Consider the following 18,195-nt stretch of genomic DNA (forward strand, 5'->3'; position numbering starts at 1 on the left):
GTTATGCAGGCACGTGTAAAGTGGGTTGAGGGGCTGACATTTTTGGGTGAATCAGCGTCAGGGCATCAGATTTTGATGGACGGTAATGCCGGTGATAAGGCACCCAGCCCGATGGAAATGTTGCTGATGTCAGCCGGTGGCTGTAGCGCGATAGATGTGGTCTCTATTTTGCAAAAAGGGCGTAATGATGTGCGCGATTGTGAGGTGACACTCACCTCTCAGCGCCGTGAAGAAGCGCCGCGTCTGTTTACACAAATTAATTTGCACTTTATCGTCAGCGGTAAGGGTCTCACCGACAAAATTGTTGAGCGTGCAGTGGAATTATCAGCAGAGAAGTATTGTTCTGTTTCTCTGATGTTAGGCAAGGCCGCGACCATTACTCACAGTTTTGAAATTCGTGACGTCGCTTAAACGTCATTTTCGTCCTTGAAGTTGCAAGGGGCTGCATCCGCTCACCCCAATCACTGACTGAGGTCAGTTCATCGGGATAAGTCTGCTTGTCGCCGCCTTGCAGTTCCAATCGTTATTGATACGTAAAGCCACGATGTCTACGTACAGTCTTAAATGATTTTTTTGCCTTCCAGGAGTTGCTGCACCAAAGGGGCCATAATCAGCTCCATTGCTAACCCCATCTTCCCGCCCGGTACCACCAATGTATTGATATTGGAAATAAACGAGCCTTGTAGCATTGCTAACAAGTAGGGGAAATCAATCTGATCCAAGCCACGGAAATGAATAACCACAAAACTTTCATCCAGCGACGGGATGGCTTTCGCGGCAAAGGGGTTGGAGGTATCGACGGTCGGCACGCGCTGGAAGTTAATATGGGTGCGTGAGAACTGTGGCGTAATGTAGTTGATGTAATCATCCATGGAGCGCACAACGGAATCCATCACCGCTTCACGCGAATGGCCACGCTCACCGGTATCGCGCACCAGTTTTTGAATCCATTCTAGGTTGACGATGGGCACCACACCCACCAATAAGTCGACATGCTTTGCCACATCGTGATGTTCAGTCACGACACCGCCGTGTAGCCCTTCATAAAACAGTACATCAGTAGGTTCAGGTAAGGGTTCCCACGGCGTAAATGTGCCGGGAATCTGGTTATAAGGCACGGCTTCATCATAGGTGTGTAAATACTTCCGTGAACGGCCTGTGCCGTGTTTGCCGTATTCCGACACACTCTGCTCCAACTGACCGAAATCATTGGCTTCTGGACCAAAATAGCTAATATGCCGGCCTTGATCCCGCGCTTTACGGATGGCGGCATCCATTTCAGGGCGAGTATAGCGATGGAAGCTGTCACCTTCGAGTTCTGCCGCGCGGATATTCAACTGCTGGAATATTTTACGAAACGCCAAACTGGTGGTGGTCGTCCCTGCGCCGCTTGAGCCGGTAACGGCTATAACCGGATGTTTAGTTGACATATTAACGGTAACTCCATGGGGTAAGCGCCTCAGTGGCCGAGCGGCATTTGCCAGTGTTTTTATCGACAATGGTTATTTTTAGGGCAAATCGTCTGGCTTGTCATCTTGATTTTCATCAAAAATTCTCATCGTCAGACGAGGATTATAGGTGTTCTTCTGCATCCGCGCGGAATGAACCACGGGGCATAATATTGATGGTTTCGTGTAACTCGGACCACACCAAAACCACGTCACCACTCACTAACTGGCGGCGAACATCCTCCACTTTTTGTGCCAATGAGCGTTCATGCTCGCCGTAATCCGTGCCTTCACGTAGCACGAAGGCTTCTAGCAAATTATCCAGTGTATCAGCGTCGATTTGTTGCCAAGGAATGATCATAAATGTTGTTCCAAATAAGGGGAGAGCCAGGCAGGAATGCGTTGTTCCAGCCACATTTGTGGGTGCTTCAATGAGCCGCCGACAAAGCCAACATGGCCGCCATGCTGAGTTAACTGGTAATGAATATTACTCGGTAATGTATTGAGATTAGGAATAACCTCGTCGGTCATAAAGGGATCATCTTTGGCATGAATGATCAGTAGTGGAATCTTAATCTGCGGCAACAGGGGAAGGGCGCTGCAACGGCGATAATAATCTTGCGCGTCATTAAAGCCATGGATTTTCGCGGTGATCGCATCGTCGAACTCCCTGACGCGCCGCAACGCTTTCAATTGTGGCAGCGCCAATGGCAAACTACCGGGGTAACGTAATAATTTACGGGTGGCATTTAACTTGAGTTGATCAAGTAAATAGCGCTGATAAACCCGTGAAAAACCGTGTTCCATCCGATTGGCGCAAGGCTCTAGCATCAAGGGGGCTGACACCACCACAGCGGCTTGCAATAAACTGTCCTGCCCTGTTTGGGCTAACTGCCCTTGCTCCGCTAAATACATCGCCAACATATTGCCGCCTAATGAGACGCCTACTGCCGCGGTTGGCACTTGGCCATAGGTTTCACGCAGCCAACGCAGGAAAAATCGTGCATCTTCGGTTTCACCGGAGTGATAGATGCGCGATTTACGATTCGGCTCTCCACTGCAACCACGAAAATGCATGACGACGCCCAGCCAACCTTCCGCTTGCCATGCGCGCAGTAAGCCGTGTGCATAGGGGCTGTAAAAGTTTCCTTCCAGACCATGGAAAAGCACCACTCGCGGCTTCTCTCGTGCTAACGCGGGATTTTCACTCCAAGCTAAATCGACAAAATCACCATCGGGCAACTCAAGCCGTTGCCAAAAAGGTTGCAGTTGTACGCGCCGCCTGACCAGCCTCGGCAGCAGCGTTTGTAGATGTGGATTACTGGCTCCAGCCAGTGGTCGGAACGATTCATGCATAAGGTGAATATAAATCATGTTGTTGTTCTTGTTTGATCAATAGCACACTGTTAGCTTCGTGGGTATATCGCGCATCATTTTGGGTGAGAGGCACCCGTCTCATGGAACTGAGTTTATTTCTTTCAATGGTAGGTTTTCTCTGGGTTGCTGCTATTACCCCTGGCCCGAATAACATGTTACTCACCTCCGCAGGGGCCAACTTTGGTTTTATGCGCTCTATCTGGCTGATGTTGGGTATTATGTTAGGGATGCAGAGCATGCTGCTGCTGGTCGCTTTTGGCGTCGGCGGGCTGATTCTGGTCTACCCTTCTCTTCACCTGATATTAAAAATTTTAGGTAGCTTGTATCTGCTGTGGCTGGCATGGAAAATTGCCACTTCTGCCTACGAGAAATTAGAAACTAACGTGGCGCCGCCAAAACCGCTGCGTTTGTATCAAGGCTGGTTACTGCAATTTCTTAACCCTAAAGCGTGGTTGATGGGGTTAGGTTCAGTCGCCAGTTTTAGCATGGCAGGTGCCGCTTATAACCACTCTATCGTCATGATAAGTTTAGGGATGTTTATGGTGAATCTGGTGGCGGGCATTATTTGGCTCGGATTCGGCACCCTCATTGGCCGCTTGCTGCGCAGCCGCCGTGCTTGGTTTACGTTTAACATCTCAATGGGCTTACTGACGGCGGCCTGTGTGTTGTTGATTTGGCATTAATCAATCACCGGAGCTTATTGATGTCCAATAACTATTTTCATGTTGATGCGTTTGTCGGGGCGGGGCTTTCCGGTAACCCCGCTGGCGTTTATTTGCTGAAACAACCGTTGTCTGCTGAACAAATGCAGCGTATCGCCGCCGAGATCAATCTGCCGGAAACCAGTTTTGTCTGGGATGAAGGGGACAAGTCGGCGATTCGCTGGTTTACACCTGAACGTGAGGTTGATTTATGTGGTCACGGCACCTTAGCTGCGGCACATGTCATGTTCAGCATGGTGAATCCGGGTTTGCAGGATATTTGCTTTCGCAGCGCCAGTGGTGATTTGTACGTCAAACGTGATAGCGAAAACTTTGGCCGATTGGCGCTGAATTTTCCCTCATTGCCCCCTGAGCAAATCGCGATTCCGGCTGAGTTGAATCGCTTGCTTGGCGTTGAAATCCAGCAGGTGTGGCAGGCGAAATCCTTGCTGGTGGTATTGGAAAGTGAACAGCAGGTACGGCAGTTACAACCCGATATCGCGGCTTTGATTGCCTATACGGGCCGAGGTGTGATTGTGACGGCACCCGGTGATAATGTGGATTTTGTCTCGCGCTATTTTACCCTCGATAGCACGGAGGATCCGGTTACCGGTTCGGCGCATTGCACATTGATGCCCTATTGGGTTGCTCGACTGGGCAGAGCGTCACTGCATGCTCGCCAGATATCCGCGCGGGGTGGCGAGCTTTTTTGCACGTTAGCGGGCGATCGCACTTTAATCGCCGGTGAATCCCATATTTTCCTCAAAGGGGAAATTACACTTTAGTTAACTGTTTGTTGCCAATAAGGATTCATTTATTGGTCAATTTGTTATCGCCAAAAGGAATAAAGAAGATTTTTTTATTCCTTTTGTCATATTGCTCCTTCAGGTAACACTGTCATCTCAGCGCGCCGAGCGCGCTTCGGGTCGCAACAACAGCGAATGAGACAGTCAACTGAGCGGAGTCAACCCATGGCGATAACCTTTTCTTCAACGCGTCTTGCCCCCGCAATTCGTCGTTTCTTACGGCCCACGGGCGCACTCTTGGCACTGTCATTAACCGCGACCAGTGCCCATGCCGTCGATGTGACCGTGGCATACCAAACCTCCGCTGAACCGGCCAAAGTCGCTCAGGCAGATAACAGTTTCGCTAAACTGTCTGGTGCTAAGGTCGATTGGCGCAAGTTTGATAGCGGTTCCAGCGTGGTTAGGGCGCTAGCGTCCGGCGATGTACAAATTGGTAATATCGGTTCGAGTCCGCTGGCGGTGGCCGCAAGCCAAAATGTCCCGATTGAAGTCTTCCTGCTGGCCTCACAGTTAGGCAGCTCTGAAGCACTGGTAGTGAAAAAAGAAATTAAGACGCCACAAGATCTCATCGGCAAACGCATTGCCGTGCCATTCATCTCCACCACCCATTACAGCCTACTGGCCGCCCTCAAACATTGGGGCATCAAGCCGGATCAGGTCACCATTCTCAACTTACAACCTCCGGCTATCGCCGCCGCTTGGCAGCGTGGGGATATTGATGGTGCTTATGTGTGGGCACCTGCCGTTAACGAACTCGCAAAAACCGGTACGGTGCTAACGGATTCCGCGCAAGTGGGCCAGTGGGGCGCACCAACGCTGGATGTCTGGGTAGTACGTAAAGACTTCGCCCAAGCTCATCCTGAAGTCGTCACCGCCTTTGCCCGCAGCGCTTTAGCCGCACAGGGTGCTTATTTGGCGCAACCTGAACAGTGGCTTAAAAACGAACAGAATCTAAATCAGTTAGCGCGCCTCAGTGGTGTATCCGCTGATCAAGTGCCTGAACTGGTGAAGGGCAACACTTATCTGCCGGTGGCTGAACAAGTCACGCAACTGGGCCAGCCGGTGGATCAGGCCATCCGTGACACTGCCGAATTCCTCAAGCAGCAAGGCAAGATCCCGCAAGTGGCCAGCGATTATCGTGCTTTTGTCACGGACCGCTTTGTGAAAGATGTTCAGGCTACGCCACAGTCTTAGGAGCCAACATGCTAAACGTGCGCGGCCTGTGGGCCGAATATCAGGGCAAACCTGCCTTACAAGATGTGTCATTACAAATCGCATCTGGAGAGTTGGTCGTGGTATTGGGGCCATCGGGCTGCGGCAAAACCACATTATTGAATTTGATTGCAGGGTTTATGACCCCTTCCGCGGGCAGCATCACGCTAGATGGCCAACCGGTTGATGGCCCGAGTGCGGAACGGGGCGTGGTATTCCAGCATGAGGGGTTGTTGCCGTGGCGTGATGTGGTCAGCAATGTGGAGTTTGGCCTGCAATTAGCGGGTGTCAGTCAGTCTGCACGACGGGCCACAGCCCTGAAAATGCTGCATCGTGTGGGGCTGGCGGGTTTTGAACATCACCACATTTGGCAGTTGTCTGGTGGTATGCGTCAACGGGTGGGCATTGCCCGCGCGCTGGCTGTCGATCCGCGCCTATTGCTGTTGGATGAGCCCTTTGGGGCGTTGGATGCCTTCACCCGCGAGCAGATGCAAGAACTGCTACTGACCATTTGGCGCGATACCGGTAAACAAATCCTGCTGATTACTCACGATATTGAAGAAGCCGTATTTTTGGCCAGCGAGCTATTACTGCTGTCACCGGGGCCTGGTCAGGTAGTTGAGCGATTATCCCTGAATTTTGGTCAGCGCTATGCCGAAGGCGAAGCGTGCCGCAGCATTAAATCTGATCCTGAGTTTATCGCCCGCCGCGAATACGTGTTGGGCAAAGTCTTCCAACAGCGGGAGGCGCTGGTATGAGTCTACACGGAACATTACGCGACAGTACGTTAGGTGGCAGTGCTTTACGCGATCCCGCGTTGCCGCAGCAAACAGCCTCAGATGCATCAGTGGTGCACTCAGTCGCTAAGAAACCGCTTCGCCATCGCAGTGCAGCGGTCAAGCGAGCGGCTGGCAATGGGCAAGCTGTCAATGGACTGTGGCTCAGCATTGGCACGGTGATTATCTTAGTCGCGGTGTGGTGGGCGGTTACGGCATTACAACTGATTAGTCCGCTGTTCTTGCCCGCGCCGCAGCAGGTATTACATCAATTACGGGTGATTGCTAGCGCGCAAGGATTTATGGATGCCACGCTATGGCAGCATCTATCCGCCAGCTTAGGGCGCATTCTGGTTGCCTTATTCGCCGCCGTGGCGCTCGGTGTGCCGACTGGCATTGCGATGGGGCTCAGCCGCCGAGTCCGTGCCATCTTAGACCCGTTGATTGAAATCTATCGCCCCGTACCGCCGTTAGCCTATTTACCGCTGATGGTTATCTGGTTCGGCATCGGCGAAACTTCAAAAATCTTACTGATTTATCTCGCGATATTCGCCCCTGTGACATTGGCCGCCGTGGCGGGCGTTCGCAGTGTGGCGCAGGTACGCGTTAGGGCAGCCCGCGCATTAGGGGCCAGCCGCTGGCAGGTTTTACGCTTTGTGGTATTGCCAAGCGCGTTACCTGAAATTTTAACCGGTATTCGCATCGGGCTGGGCGTTGGCTGGTCAACCCTCGTCGCAGCAGAGTTAATCGCAGCCACGCGCGGGTTGGGCTTTATGGTGCAATCTGCCGGTGAGTTTCTTGCGACAGATGTGGTGATTGCCGGTATTAGCGTGATCGCCATAATTGCTTTTGGGATGGAATTAAGTTTGCGGGCGATTCAGCGCCGCTTAACCCCTTGGTATGGAGCACAGCAATGAATGAACGTTTGGTCGTCACCCCATTAGGGCCGCATATTGGCGCGCGAGTAGAAAATATCAATATTGCCCGCCCATTGGGCGATGGCCAGTTTGAGCAGCTTTATCACGCATTACTCAAGCATCAAGTGCTCTTTTTCCGCGATCAACCTATCACGCCATTACAGCAGCGAGAGTTGGCGGGGCGTTTTGGTGATTTGCATATTCATCCGGTTTATCCGCACACCAAAGAGTGCGAAGAGATTATCGTGCTGGATACCCACGATAATAATCCGCCCGATAATGACAACTGGCACACCGATGTGACCTTTATCGAGAACCCGCCATTGGGCGCGATATTGGCGGCTAAACAGTTACCCGCTACGGGTGGGGATACCTTGTGGAGCAGCGGTATTGCTGCTTATGAAGCGCTATCTGCGCCGTTTAGGCAGTTGTTGGCAGGGTTGCGGGCAGAGCACGATTTCACTCACTCCTTCCCCGAACACAAAAATCGCGCGACGCCGGAAGAGCATCAGCGTTGGCTATTGGCAAAAGAGAAGAATCCGCCGTTATTGCATCCCGTGGTGAGAACGCATCCGGTCTCTGGGCGTCAGGCATTGTTCGTCAATGAAGGATTCACCACTCGTATCGTTGATCTGAGTGCGAAAGAGAGCGATGCATTACTGCGTTTTCTTTTCGCTCACGCCACTAAGCCCGAGTTTCAAGTGCGCTGGCGTTGGCAGCAAGATGATGTGGCGATTTGGGATAACCGTGTCACCCAACACTATGCGAATGCCGACTATTTGCCGCAGCGGCGGGTGATGCACCGTGCGACAATTTTAGGTGATAAGCCCGTTTATCGGCCTTGATGCACTACTTTTTGGTGTAAAGACCCAACGTGAGATTGCAACGCAAAGCTCGCCAATACTCGCTGAACGTGGTGCTACCTTGGAACAGCGCAGCAGGTAAGCCAAGGGCAAAAAATCGCTTCGCTAATGTGCGACGGGCTAGAGGGTCGGTAATCTTTTTACGTATCAACCCCAACAGATGCCCACTTTCGCGGTTGGCATGGCGCAGCAGTATTTTACGTAACGCCGGTGGGCTATTCGCCGCAATCTCAACTAGCCCGTGAATGATATCAAGATAACTATTCGCGCGGCGCTGTAACGCTTGAGGCGATGGGGAATTGGTGATGGATTCAGGATTGGTGCGGTAACCATAAAACGGTTGCTGGCAGAATCCAACCCGCTTGGCGACTCGTGCCAGTTGGGTGGTCCACAAAATGTCCTCATGAACCATATCGCGGATAAAGGCCAAGTGATTATCCACGATAACATCACGACGAATCAGTTGTAGCCAGGCAAAATGAGGCCACTCATCTTGCTCAACACTGCGAATAACCCACTGTTGACCGTCCAATACCTCGCCCCAAGGCTGCTTATGCAGCAATGGGGGCTCGGCTTGTACCGCAGGATTGCTGGTGAATCGATAACCATTGCCTATCAGCAAATCTAACGACTGCTCCTTGGCTTGTGTGAGCCAGCGGTGTAACGCATCGGGTGCGAGCCAGTCATCGCCATCGACAAAGGCAATCCATTGCCCCTTTGCTTGCGCAATACCCGCGTTACGTGCCGCTGATAACCCTTGATTCACCTGATTGATAATCACCAAGCGGCTGTCATCGTGGGCAATGTCGGCGAGCATCTCCGGACTGGAGTCGGTCGAACCATCATTGACGGCGATGATTTCAAATGAAATGCCCTGTTGGCTTCTCAATGAGTCCAGTAATTCGGCGAGATACGTTTCACAGTTATAAACCGGAACAATGATGCTGACGTCGATGGATGCCATGCGCTTTACTCCGCCTCAAATAGCTTGGTGATGTTTTCCAGCTGTTCCTGCGCGTCCAACCACTGCATTTCTGTCTCTTCCAGTTTGGACTTCACCTGTAGCTGCTGCTGTAAACATTGGGTCAAATCGGCCTTACGGGCAATGTCGTACAAGGCAGAATCTGCTAGCTGTTCTTCGATAGCAGCCAATTCTGTGCTGAGCTTATCCATCTGCTTTTCCAGCGTCATAATCTGCTTACGTAATGGTTGGGTCTGGCTGCGGAATTCAGCTTCACGGCGTTTTTGGTCTTTACGCTGCTGAGCGCTATTGCCCGAAAGCTCTTTGGCAGGGCTATCTTGCTGGCTTTGCTGGCGTTGTACATCCACCAAAAATTGCTGGTAATCCTCTAGATCGCCATCGAACTGTTCCACTTTGCCATCGTGCACCAAATAGAGATCATCGGTGGTAGAGCGCAGCAAATGACGGTCATGGGAAACCACCACCAAGGCACCTTCGAAATCAATCAGCGCCTCCGTCAGGGCTTGACGCATATCGAGGTCAAGGTGGTTGGTGGGTTCATCCAGCAGCAGCAGATTAGGGCGCTGCCAGATAATCAGTGCCAAGACCAATCGCGCCTTTTCACCGCCAGAGAAGCGAGCAGTAGGATCGGTTACTTGATCGCCCTGAAAACCGTAGCCACCTAAGTAATCACGCAACTGCTGTTCTGGCTCTTTAGGCGCTAAGCGACTCATATGCTGTAGCGGGGATTCATCTGCGCGTAAGAATTCAAGTTGATGCTGAGCGAAGTAACCCAGCTTAATGCCTTTGGATAGTCCAATTTCGCCACTTTGTGGTTCCAACGTGCCGGCGAGTAACTTGATCAGCGTGGATTTACCGGCACCGTTGCGGCCCAGCAGGCCGATACGCGATCCTGGCACCAAGTTGAGCTTGATGGACTGTAAAATAGTTTTATCGCCGTAACCTGCGCTGACCTTTTCCATCCGCAATAAGGGGTCTGGCAGACTCTCAGGCGTGCGGAAACTGAAGTGGAATGGGTTATCCACATGAGCAGGGGCGATAAGCTCCATGCGCTCAAGCATTTTGATTCGGCTCTGGGCCTGTTTTGCTTTGGTTGCCTGTGCGCGGAAACGGTCGATATAACTTTGTAAATGCGCGACTTTTTCTTGTTGATGCTGATACATCGATTGTTGTTGCGACAGCTTAGTGGCGCGTTGGCGTTCGAAGGATGAATAGTTGCCGGTATATTCATTCAGCGTCTGCTGTTCAATGTGTAAAATCTTATCAATAATAGGATCAAGGAAATCACGGTCATGGGAGATCAACACCAGTGTACCGGTGTAACTTTTCAGCCATTTTTCCAGCCAGATAACGGCATCCAAATCTAAATGGTTGGTCGGTTCATCGAGCAGCAGTAGATCAGAACGGCAAAGCAGCGCCTGTGCCAAGTTCAAGCGCATGCGCCAGCCACCCGAAAATGAGCGCACCGGTTGTTGCAATTGATCTTGAGAAAAGCCTAACCCGTTGAGCAAACTGGCGGCGCGTGGCTGGATAGTCCAAGCATGGATGGCATCGAGCTTGCCGTGGACGGTGGCAATGGCATGACCGTCATTTTTTTCATTGGCGACCTGAAGTTCAGCTTCCAATTGACGATACTCACGGTCACCGTCGATAACATACTCTATCGCCGGAATATCCAATGCGGGGGTTTCTTGATTGACCCAAGCCAGCGCCCAGTTGCTAGGAAAAGTAGCGTTGCCCCCATCGGCGCTCAGTTCGCCTTTGAGCAACGACAGCAGAGTGGATTTACCGCAACCGTTTTTGCCGACTAACCCAACTTTTTGGCCAGGGTTAATCGTGGCAGTGGCGTTGTCCAGCAAGACGCGAGTACCACGTCGAATTTGAAGCGAAGAAAAAACAATCATCAGAGTGCCGTATGTTTAGAGTATGTTAAATTGTTATCCCCTTCGTCCTTGACGTTGTAGGGGCATTCGCGGCGCTCATTCACCCGAGCCACTGTTCATCGGGGTTAGCGCGTTTTGCCTGACTGCAACACCAATCGCTTTGGGTATAAATCTTAGTCTTTTTTAGTCTTTGCGAAGCATGGTAACGGAAAAACCGGACCCTGACGACGCTTTGGAGGGGAATGATGTCGCAGCCACCGAAGGTTTTGCTGCTGTATGCCCATCCGGAATCACAGGACTCGGTCGCTAACCGAGTTTTGCTGCAACCGGTGCAGCAGTTAGAGCATGTCACTGTGCACGATCTTTATGCACACTATCCGGATTTCTTTATTGATATTCACCATGAGCAAGAATTGCTGCGTGAGCATCAAATTATCGTCTTCCAACACCCCCTTTATACCTACAGTTGCCCTGCATTACTGAAGGAGTGGCTGGATCGAGTGCTGGCGCGTGGCTTTGCCAATGGCGTTGGCGGGCATGCGTTGACCGGTAAATACTGGCGCTCAGTGATTACGACTGGCGAACCTGAAGGAGCTTATCGGGTTGGGGGGTATAACCGCTACCCTATGGAAGACATTTTGCGTCCCTTTGAATTGACGGCCGCTATGTGCCATATGCATTGGATGAATCCCATGATTATTTACTGGGCGCGGCGTCAGAAGCCGGAAGTCCTTGCTAGCCATGCGCAAGCTTATGCGCAGTGGCTACAGTCACCGTTGCCCACAGGGGGGCACTGATATGGAAGGCTCGGCGCTACTGACTGCGATTTTATTATTCTTATTTGCCGCTGTGGTGGCAGTACCCATTGCTCAACGGTTGGGTATTGGTGCGGTATTGGGTTACTTGATAGCGGGTATCGCTATCGGCCCATGGGGGTTGGGTTTTATCCGTGATGTTGACGAAATTCTGCACTTTTCCGAACTGGGTGTCGTTTTTCTGATGTTCATCATTGGATTGGAGCTGAATCCCGCGAAGCTCTGGCAATTACGCCGCTCGATTTTTGGTGTCGGCGCAGGCCAAGTGATTATCACCGCAGCGGTATTGGGCGCATTGCTCTATTTCACCCATTTTGCTTGGCAAGCCGCAGTCATCGGTGGGGTCGGATTGGCGATGTCCTCGACGGCAATGGCATTGCAACTGATGCGGGAAAAAGGCATGAACCGCAATGAAGGCGGGCAACTCGGCTTCTCGGTTTTGCTATTCCAAGATATGGCCGTCATTCCTGCCTTGGCTCTGATCCCCATTTTGGCCGGTGGCGGTGGTGAAACCAACGATTGGGTCAGGATTGGCACTAAAGTCGCTGCCTTTGCAGGCATGCTCATTGGTGGCCGTTATCTGCTGCGCCCCTTGTTTCGTTACATTGTGGCCTCCGGTGTGCGCGAAGTTTTCACCGCCGCTGCACTACTGGTAGTCTTAGGTTCAGCCCTGTTTATGGATGCACTTGGGCTATCAATGGCGCTAGGAACATTTATCGCCGGAATATTACTGGCGGAAAGTGAATTCCAACACGAACTCGAAATCGCCATCGAACCCTTCAAAGGGCTATTGCTGGGTTTATTCTTCATTTCTGTTGGCATGGCATTAAATATTGGCGTGCTGTTTACCCATCTGTTGGATGTCCTGTTAGGCGTTCTGGCGTTGGTCTTTATCAAAGGCACTGTGCTGTATGGCTTGGCGCGGGCTTTCGGGTTGCGTCGTTCGGTGCGGTTGCAATTTGCGGGCGTACTGAGTCAAGGGGGCGAGTTCGCGTTCGTCTTGTTCTCGGCGGCATTCACTCAGCATGTTTTGGATGCAGAACAACTGGCCTTACTGCTGGTGGTTGTTACCCTCTCTATGATGACCACGCCATTACTGATGCAACTTATTGACCGCATTTTGTCTCGTCGTTACAACGCACAAGAAGAGAGTGATGAGAAGCCGTTCGTTGAAGATAACGATCCGCAGGTGATTATTGTTGGCTTTGGTCGGTTTGGTCAGGTGATTGGCCGATTACTGATGGCGAACAAAATGCGTATTACCGTGTTGGAGCGCGATGTCAGCGCCGTCAGTGTGATGCGTAAATATGGCTATAAAGTCTACTATGGTGATGCTACTGAACTGGAGCTGTTACGTGCCGCCGGTGCTGAAAAAGCCAAGGCTATCGTTATCACCTGTAATGAGCCGGAAGACACGATGACGTTGGTGCATTTGTGCCAGCAGCATTTCCCTAATTTACATATTCTGGCCCGAGCCAGAGGGCGTGTTGAAGCACATGAATTGCTGCAAAGCGGTGTCAAAGACTTCACCCGCGAGACATTTTCCAGTGCGCTGGAGTTGGGCCGCAAAGCACTATTGGGTTTGGGGATGCATCCTCATCAGGCATACCGTGCGCAGCAACATTTTCGTCGTCTCGATATGCGTATGTTGCGTGAATTGGTGCCTCAGCATCATGGCGATGTGGCACAAATTTCCAGAATTAAAGAAGCCCGTCGTGAACTGGAAGATATTTTCCAACGTGAAATGCTGCATGAAAGTCGGCAATTAGACGGGTGGGATGAATACGAATAATGTCGGAGAAAATGATGGCAATGGTGCAGAATAATACGTCAAGCACACGTAAAAGGTTCATCGCAGGCGCGGTTTGCCCGAAATGCAAGGCATTGGATACACTGGCTTTATGGCGTGAAGATCAGGTCGAAGTGGTGGAGTGCGTCAAGTGTGGACACCATCAACGCCAGACGGATAAACAGGTCAGCCAACATGTGCGTCAAAATGAACAAGTGATCGGTATTTTCAATCCGAAGTAGCGTTATCCTTCGCGATTTTTTATGCTGAAGAGTACAGCGGTGCAGATTTCCGCTACAATCTGTGCCAATTTTTGTTCCAAGGGTAGGAGATATCATGAAAGTAGCAAAAGACTTGGTGGTCAGCCTGGCTTACCAGGTACGTACAGAAGACGGTGTTTTAGTTGATGAGTCTCCGGTGAGCGCGCCGTTGGACTACCTGCACGGTCACGGTTCTTTGATCGCAGGTCTGGAAAAAGCGCTTGAAGGCCACGAAGCTGGCGACAGCTTTGATGTGCGCGTTAATGCAGACGAAGGTTACGGCAGCTATGATGAAAATCTGGTGCAGCGCGTACCGAAAGACGTCTTCATGGGCGTTGACGAGCTGGAAGTGGGTATGCGTTTCCTGGCTGATACCGATCAAGGTCCAGTACCAGTTGAGATCACTGCGGTTGAAGACGAGCACGTCGTTGTAGACGGTAACCACATGCTGGCGGGTCAGGATCTGAACTTCCATGTTGAAGTGGTTGCTATCCGTGAAGCGACAGAAGAAGAATTGCAACATGGCCACGTACATGGTGAGCATGACCATCATCACGAACATGGTGACGGTTGCTGCGGCGGCCATGGCCATGGTGATCACGACGAAGGTCATGAACACGGCAAAGGCGGTTGCGGTAAAGGCGGTTGTGGCTGCCACTAAAATCTGACGTTGTCAGTCAAAAGCCAGCCTTGCGGCTGGCTTTTTGCGTTAAGCATGGCGGGTGATTACGATGGACGATTATTACTGTGCTTCGCCTATTCACCCGACGTTGTAAACCCAAATGAAGTTGTTAACCCTAATGAAGCTATAGACCCTAATAATGCGGTGGTGGGACTTCTTCCGCTTCACTGGCCAGCATTGAAGGTTGCGATGCACGCAGTTTATCGGTCAGTAGGCGTAAATGCTCACGCAGTTTGGTCATTTCCATTTGATGCTCCGTCACGATCACATTAAGTTCTTCGATCGTCACTTCCTGAAATGCCAAACGACTTTCCAGCATTTCCAGCCGTTGTTCAAACAGGGATTGTTCCATTTTATTTCCTCTCATGACTGCAAACGATACAGCTATACTTTTGATAGCTGCCAACCTTACCTTTTGGTTGTTTTCTACTCGATGGCAGTATAGCTAAAATAGTAGAACGCGCTAGATTCTACCTGCAAACGCGCATGATTACCCTTTAAGCGTCAAGATATCTATAAAAACGAAACTTCTTGTAGTAAAAAAAGTCTTAATATCTCTTAATAGCATGGGTATTGAGATTGTTTTGTGTTCGCACAGGCAGTTATAGTACGAATTACTCTTAAAAATCGTTGCTTGGGGTTAGAGTCCTTAAGCCAATGGAGAAATGGATGAAATCACTGTTTAAAGTAACGCTACTGGCTACCACCATGGCGCTAACCCTGAATACCTCTGCGGCTTTCGCTGCTGAAGCAGCAAAAACTGCCACTGCAGCTGCACCAGCAACGACAAATAGTGCATTTAAAAATGATGACCAGCAGTCTGCTTATGCACTCGGCGCATCATTAGGGCGTTATATGGATAACTCCCTGAAAGAACAAGAAAAGCTGGGTATTAAACTGGATAAAGACCAGTTAATCGCAGGCGTACAAGATGCTTTTGCAAGCAAAAGTAAACTAACTGACGAAGAAATCGAAAAAACCTTGCAAGGTTTTGAAGCGCGCGTGAAAGCCTCTGCTCAAGCCAAGATGGAGCAAGATGCGAAAGAAAACGCCGATAAAGGCGCAAAATATCGCGAGACCTTTGCTAAAGAAAAAGATGTGAAGAAAACCGAGTCTGGTTTGCTGTACAAAGTTGAGAAAGCCGGTACAGGTGATGCACCAAAAGATAGCGATACTGTCGTCGTTAACTACAAAGGCACACTGACCGACGGTACTGAGTTTGATAACTCATACAAACGTGGTGAGCCACTGTCCTTCCGTCTGGATGGCGTTATCCCAGGTTGGACCGAAGGTCTGAAGCAAATCAAGAAAGGCGGCAAGATCACTCTGGTCATCCCACCAGAACTGGCTTACGGCAAAACTGGCGTCCCAGGTATCCCTGCGAACTCTACGTTGGTATTTGACGTAGAACTGCTGGATGTGAAAGCGGCACCGAAAGCTGACGCACCGGAAGAGCAGCCTGCTGCAGCGGCGGACGCAAAAGCGAAGAAGTAATCTAGCGCCGTTATTCGGACCTGCATCTAACCGCTACGATGATTATCGTGGCGGTTTTTTTATTATACGCATATCAATTCGCACTTCTGTTCGTTGATAACTTGACGGTTTATGGCTTGTGGGCTTAACGTCAATATCACGTGTAAACGCAAGGATTTTATCTCAGCATATTTGCTAAACTTAAAATTCAAGATATTGAGTTATGAGTCTGCCAACGATATTGAGACAGGCTTTATCTAGAGGATGGTGTCTTCGATGTCTAATTCGCTTCTTAGTAGCGATACCAGTGAACTGGATTTACTGGATGAACGTCCGTTCAGTCAGACGGACCATGAAATATTAAAATCATACGAAGCTATCGTTGATGGTTTGGCGATGCTTATTGGCAGTCACTGTGAAATTGTGCTGCATTCTCTGGAAGACCTGAAAAGTTCCGCGGTGAGAATTGCCAACGGTGAACATACCGGGCGGCAGATTGGTTCACCGATAACTGATTTAGCCCTGCGGATGTTGCACGACATGGCTGGTGCTGACAGCAGCGTATCGAGAGCTTATTTCACGCGAGCTAAAAGCGGTGTGCTGATGAAGTCCGTCACTATCGCGATTCGTAACCGCGACCAGCGTGTTATTGGTTTGCTGTGTATCAACATGAATCTGGATGTGCCTTTCTCACAGATCATCCAAACTTTCATGCCGCCAGAAACACAAGAAGTCGCCTCCTCGGTTAACTTTGCCTCATCGGTCGATGACCTCGTAGCGCAAACGTTGGAATTCACTATCGAAGAAGTGAATGCGGACCGTAACGTTTCTAACAATGCCAAGAACCGTCAGGTGGTACTTAACCTGTATGAGAAGGGTATTTTTGATATTAAAGATGCCATCAATCAGGTTGCTGAACGGCTAAATATCTCTAAACACACGGTATATCTCTACATTCGTCAGTTTAAAAGTGGCGATCTCGTGGGGCACGACCGTTAATGTCAGGTTTGAAAGCGGCGAAATATTGCCTAATGGTGACTGGACCAGCTTATGGTACACAGCAGGCCAGCAGTGCATATCAATTCGCACAAGCTCTTATCAACTCAGGCCATCATCTGGTGAGTATCTTCTTCTATCGTGAAGGGGTACTCAATGCTAACCAATTAACGGCTCCCGCCAGTGATGAGTTTGATTTGGTTCGTGCTTGGCAAAAACTAGCTGATGAGCATGCTGTGGCATTAAATGTGTGTGTGGCAGCAGCGCTGCGCCGTGGGGTGACTGACCAACACGAAGCAGAACAACTCAATCTGGCGGCAGCGAATCTGCAACCGGGTTTTACCTTAAGTGGTTTGGGTGCGCTGGCAGAAGCGGCATTGACCTGTGATCGTATGGTGCAATTCTAATGGTGGCGAAGCGCATTGCTTTTGTTTTCACTCAAGGCCCACATGGCAACTCAGCAGGGCGGGAAGGGCTAGATGCTTTACTGGCGGCATCAGCGCTAAGCGGAGATATTGGTGCCTTCTTCCTTTCAGATGGTGTCCTGCAACTTCTACCCCAACAGCAACCAGAAAAAATCCTCGCCAGAAACTATATTGCGACTTTTGGTGTTTTACCTTTATACGATGTCGAGAATTGCTATATCTGCGAAGCCTCATTACATCAACGTGGATTGAGCGGTATAACGGGTTTGATCCTCGATGTTGAGGTCTTATCTCCAGCAGATTTGCGTCATCAACTGGCGACTTATGACGTCGTACTGACTTTTTAATTGAGAATGGGGCCGAGATAATGCTGTATACCGTCAGTCATTCTCCTTATCGTTGTGATTTATCTGCTTTGTTGAGATTAGTCACATCTGAAGATGACATTCTCTTTCTACAAGATGGCGTAATGGCTGTTTTGAAAAACAGCGACAGCCTTAAGTTATTGTTAAGTCAATCAACTTCTTTTTTTGTCTTAGAAGATGATATTATTGCGCGCGGCTTGGTTGGTCAAATTTCAGACAGCGCGACACTAATCAGCTATACTCACTTCGTGGATTTGACCCTAAAACATCAGCAACAACTGGCATGGTAATGCGAGTAATGCTGTATATTTCTTGACACCTTAGATAGTCAGCCATAAAATTCTGCGTCCTCGTTCTCTGCCAGTCGTGCAAACGAGGGGGATTTATCACGTGTTTACGAAGCAAAAAACCAGGAGCTTTTTTAA

The 18,195-nt window shown here is 50.2% G+C and carries 22 protein-coding genes; 16 read left to right on the forward strand and 6 right to left on the reverse strand.

Features of this window, described 5'->3' with window-relative positions:
• Nucleotides 1-3: 3 nt before the first annotated feature.
• Nucleotides 4-411, forward strand: coding sequence for an OsmC family protein (locus tag BN68_RS21640; RefSeq protein WP_019213274.1), 408 nt, complete (start codon nt 4-6; stop codon nt 409-411).
• 149 nt (nt 412-560) lie between these two features.
• Here the strand turns inward: BN68_RS21640 and BN68_RS21645 are convergent, their stop codons facing one another.
• The 3 genes from BN68_RS21645 to BN68_RS21655 form a co-directional block, all read right to left on the reverse strand.
• A complete protein-coding gene (locus BN68_RS21645) occupies nt 561-1,430 on the reverse strand; it encodes a phosphoribulokinase (RefSeq protein ID WP_019213275.1) in 870 nt (289 codons plus the stop codon).
• Nucleotides 1,431-1,572: 142 nt separating this feature from the next.
• A complete protein-coding gene (locus BN68_RS21650) occupies nt 1,573-1,809 on the reverse strand; it encodes a YheU family protein (protein ID WP_019213276.1) in 237 nt (78 codons plus the stop codon).
• Nucleotides 1,806-2,804, reverse strand: a complete 999-nt coding sequence (locus BN68_RS21655; RefSeq protein WP_042807091.1) for a hydrolase — start codon at nt 2,802-2,804, stop codon at nt 1,806-1,808. Before BN68_RS21655 ends, BN68_RS21650 begins: the two co-directional genes overlap by 4 nt.
• 101 nt (nt 2,805-2,905) lie before the next feature.
• On the opposite strand from BN68_RS21655, the gene BN68_RS21660 reads away from it, so the two are divergent.
• From BN68_RS21660 to tauD, 6 genes are all read left to right on the forward strand, one after another.
• Complete coding sequence (locus BN68_RS21660; RefSeq protein WP_019213278.1) at nt 2,906-3,508, forward strand: LysE family translocator; 603 nt, start codon at nt 2,906-2,908, stop codon at nt 3,506-3,508.
• A gap of 20 nt (nt 3,509-3,528) precedes the next feature.
• The gene (locus BN68_RS21665) at nt 3,529-4,311 is read left to right on the forward strand and encodes a PhzF family phenazine biosynthesis protein (RefSeq protein WP_019213279.1); all 783 of its coding nucleotides are present in this window, start codon (nt 3,529-3,531) and stop codon (nt 4,309-4,311) included.
• Between the two features lie 186 nt (nt 4,312-4,497).
• A complete protein-coding gene (gene tauA, locus BN68_RS21670) occupies nt 4,498-5,526 on the forward strand; it encodes a taurine ABC transporter substrate-binding protein (RefSeq protein ID WP_019213280.1) in 1,029 nt (342 codons plus the stop codon).
• A gap of 8 nt (nt 5,527-5,534) precedes the next feature.
• A complete protein-coding gene (gene tauB, locus BN68_RS21675; protein ID WP_019213281.1) occupies nt 5,535-6,302 on the forward strand; it encodes a taurine ABC transporter ATP-binding subunit in 768 nt (255 codons plus the stop codon).
• 176 nt (nt 6,303-6,478) lie between these two features.
• Nucleotides 6,479-7,237: a taurine ABC transporter permease TauC gene (gene tauC, locus BN68_RS21680; protein WP_072102595.1), complete on the forward strand. Its 759-nt coding sequence runs from the start codon at nt 6,479-6,481 to the stop codon at nt 7,235-7,237.
• Nucleotides 7,234-8,082 (forward strand): taurine dioxygenase, encoded by an 849-nt coding sequence (gene tauD, locus BN68_RS21685; protein WP_019213283.1) that lies wholly within the window; start codon nt 7,234-7,236, stop codon nt 8,080-8,082. The genes tauC and tauD overlap by 4 nt, the downstream gene beginning before the upstream one ends.
• 4 nt (nt 8,083-8,086) lie before the next feature.
• On the opposite strand, the gene BN68_RS21690 is transcribed toward tauD, so the two are convergent.
• Together BN68_RS21690 and BN68_RS21695 are read right to left on the reverse strand one after the other, a co-directional pair.
• Nucleotides 8,087-9,064 (reverse strand): glycosyltransferase, encoded by a 978-nt coding sequence (locus BN68_RS21690; RefSeq protein WP_019213284.1) that lies wholly within the window; start codon nt 9,062-9,064, stop codon nt 8,087-8,089.
• Nucleotides 9,065-9,069: 5 nt separating this feature from the next.
• Nucleotides 9,070-10,986: an ABC transporter ATP-binding protein gene (locus BN68_RS21695; protein WP_019213285.1), complete on the reverse strand. Its 1,917-nt coding sequence runs from the start codon at nt 10,984-10,986 to the stop codon at nt 9,070-9,072.
• 224 nt (nt 10,987-11,210) lie between these two features.
• Here BN68_RS21695 and kefG point away from each other — a divergent pair, with 224 nt between their 5' ends.
• The 4 genes from kefG (at nt 11,211) to slyD (ending at nt 14,490) form a co-directional block, all read left to right on the forward strand.
• Nucleotides 11,211-11,762, forward strand: coding sequence for a glutathione-regulated potassium-efflux system ancillary protein KefG (gene kefG / locus BN68_RS21700; protein ID WP_019213286.1), 552 nt, complete (start codon nt 11,211-11,213; stop codon nt 11,760-11,762).
• A 1-nt stretch (nt 11,763) separates the two neighbouring features.
• Entirely contained in the window at nt 11,764-13,572 is a 1,809-nt protein-coding gene (gene kefB / locus BN68_RS21705; RefSeq protein WP_019213287.1) for a glutathione-regulated potassium-efflux system protein KefB, read from the forward strand.
• A 20-nt stretch (nt 13,573-13,592) separates the two neighbouring features.
• On the forward strand, nt 13,593-13,811 hold the full coding sequence (locus BN68_RS21710; RefSeq protein WP_042807092.1) for a YheV family putative zinc ribbon protein: 219 nt from the start codon (nt 13,593-13,595) through the stop codon (nt 13,809-13,811).
• A gap of 94 nt (nt 13,812-13,905) precedes the next feature.
• On the forward strand, nt 13,906-14,490 hold the full coding sequence (gene slyD / locus BN68_RS21715; protein WP_019213289.1) for a peptidylprolyl isomerase: 585 nt from the start codon (nt 13,906-13,908) through the stop codon (nt 14,488-14,490).
• Nucleotides 14,491-14,644: 154 nt separating this feature from the next.
• Here slyD and BN68_RS21720 read toward each other — a convergent pair whose 3' ends face one another.
• Nucleotides 14,645-14,863 (reverse strand): protein SlyX, encoded by a 219-nt coding sequence (locus BN68_RS21720; RefSeq protein WP_019213290.1) that lies wholly within the window; start codon nt 14,861-14,863, stop codon nt 14,645-14,647.
• Between the two features lie 317 nt (nt 14,864-15,180).
• On the opposite strand from BN68_RS21720, the gene fkpA reads away from it, so the two are divergent.
• From fkpA to tusB, 5 genes are all read left to right on the forward strand, one after another.
• Nucleotides 15,181-16,005 carry an FKBP-type peptidyl-prolyl cis-trans isomerase gene (gene fkpA, locus BN68_RS21725; RefSeq protein ID WP_019213291.1) on the forward strand — a complete coding sequence of 275 codons (825 nt, stop codon included), beginning with the start codon at nt 15,181-15,183 and terminating at the stop codon, nt 16,003-16,005.
• A gap of 255 nt (nt 16,006-16,260) precedes the next feature.
• The gene (locus tag BN68_RS21730; RefSeq protein WP_019213292.1) at nt 16,261-16,983 is read left to right on the forward strand and encodes a helix-turn-helix transcriptional regulator; all 723 of its coding nucleotides are present in this window, start codon (nt 16,261-16,263) and stop codon (nt 16,981-16,983) included.
• Entirely contained in the window at nt 16,983-17,387 is a 405-nt protein-coding gene (gene tusD / locus BN68_RS21735; RefSeq protein ID WP_019213293.1) for a sulfurtransferase complex subunit TusD, read from the forward strand. The genes BN68_RS21730 and tusD overlap by 1 nt, the downstream gene beginning before the upstream one ends.
• Nucleotides 17,387-17,752, forward strand: coding sequence for a sulfurtransferase complex subunit TusC (gene tusC / locus BN68_RS21740; RefSeq protein WP_019213294.1), 366 nt, complete (start codon nt 17,387-17,389; stop codon nt 17,750-17,752). Before tusD ends, tusC begins: the two co-directional genes overlap by 1 nt.
• Before the next feature lie 20 nt (nt 17,753-17,772).
• Nucleotides 17,773-18,060, forward strand: coding sequence for a sulfurtransferase complex subunit TusB (tusB, locus tag BN68_RS21745; RefSeq protein ID WP_019213295.1), 288 nt, complete (start codon nt 17,773-17,775; stop codon nt 18,058-18,060).
• The last annotated feature ends 135 nt before the right edge of the window (nt 18,061-18,195 follow it).

The organism is Yersinia massiliensis CCUG 53443, from assembly GCF_000312485.1.
GTDB lineage: Bacteria > Pseudomonadota > Gammaproteobacteria > Enterobacterales > Enterobacteriaceae > Yersinia > Yersinia massiliensis.

Bases quoted from the DNA above. Each gene is read 5' to 3' on its own strand.
- BN68_RS21640 (WP_019213274.1), top strand. From the start codon at position 4: ATGCAGGCACGTGTAAAGTGGGTTGAGGGGCTGACATTTTTGGGTGAA.
- BN68_RS21660 (WP_019213278.1), top strand. From the start codon at position 2,906: ATGGAACTGAGTTTATTTCTTTCAATGGTAGGTTTTCTCTGGGTTGCT.
- kefB (WP_019213287.1), top strand. From the start codon at position 11,764: ATGGAAGGCTCGGCGCTACTGACTGCGATTTTATTATTCTTATTTGCC.
- tusD (WP_019213293.1), top strand. From the start codon at position 16,983: ATGTCAGGTTTGAAAGCGGCGAAATATTGCCTAATGGTGACTGGACCA.
- BN68_RS21730 (WP_019213292.1), top strand. From the start codon at position 16,261: ATGTCTAATTCGCTTCTTAGTAGCGATACCAGTGAACTGGATTTACTG.
- tusB (WP_019213295.1), top strand. From the start codon at position 17,773: ATGCTGTATACCGTCAGTCATTCTCCTTATCGTTGTGATTTATCTGCT.
- BN68_RS21720 (WP_019213290.1), bottom strand. From the start codon at position 14,863: ATGGAACAATCCCTGTTTGAACAACGGCTGGAAATGCTGGAAAGTCGT.
- BN68_RS21710 (WP_042807092.1), top strand. From the start codon at position 13,593: ATGGTGCAGAATAATACGTCAAGCACACGTAAAAGGTTCATCGCAGGC.
- tauB (WP_019213281.1), top strand. From the start codon at position 5,535: ATGCTAAACGTGCGCGGCCTGTGGGCCGAATATCAGGGCAAACCTGCC.
- BN68_RS21645 (WP_019213275.1), bottom strand. From the start codon at position 1,430: ATGTCAACTAAACATCCGGTTATAGCCGTTACCGGCTCAAGCGGCGCA.
- BN68_RS21650 (WP_019213276.1), bottom strand. From the start codon at position 1,809: ATGATCATTCCTTGGCAACAAATCGACGCTGATACACTGGATAATTTG.
- tauD (WP_019213283.1), top strand. From the start codon at position 7,234: ATGAATGAACGTTTGGTCGTCACCCCATTAGGGCCGCATATTGGCGCG.
- BN68_RS21695 (WP_019213285.1), bottom strand. From the start codon at position 10,986: ATGATTGTTTTTTCTTCGCTTCAAATTCGACGTGGTACTCGCGTCTTG.
- BN68_RS21655 (WP_042807091.1), bottom strand. From the start codon at position 2,804: ATGCATGAATCGTTCCGACCACTGGCTGGAGCCAGTAATCCACATCTA.
- tauA (WP_019213280.1), top strand. From the start codon at position 4,498: ATGGCGATAACCTTTTCTTCAACGCGTCTTGCCCCCGCAATTCGTCGT.
- tusC (WP_019213294.1), top strand. From the start codon at position 17,387: ATGGTGGCGAAGCGCATTGCTTTTGTTTTCACTCAAGGCCCACATGGC.
- fkpA (WP_019213291.1), top strand. From the start codon at position 15,181: ATGAAATCACTGTTTAAAGTAACGCTACTGGCTACCACCATGGCGCTA.
- kefG (WP_019213286.1), top strand. From the start codon at position 11,211: ATGTCGCAGCCACCGAAGGTTTTGCTGCTGTATGCCCATCCGGAATCA.
- BN68_RS21665 (WP_019213279.1), top strand. From the start codon at position 3,529: ATGTCCAATAACTATTTTCATGTTGATGCGTTTGTCGGGGCGGGGCTT.
- slyD (WP_019213289.1), top strand. From the start codon at position 13,906: ATGAAAGTAGCAAAAGACTTGGTGGTCAGCCTGGCTTACCAGGTACGT.
- BN68_RS21690 (WP_019213284.1), bottom strand. From the start codon at position 9,064: ATGGCATCCATCGACGTCAGCATCATTGTTCCGGTTTATAACTGTGAA.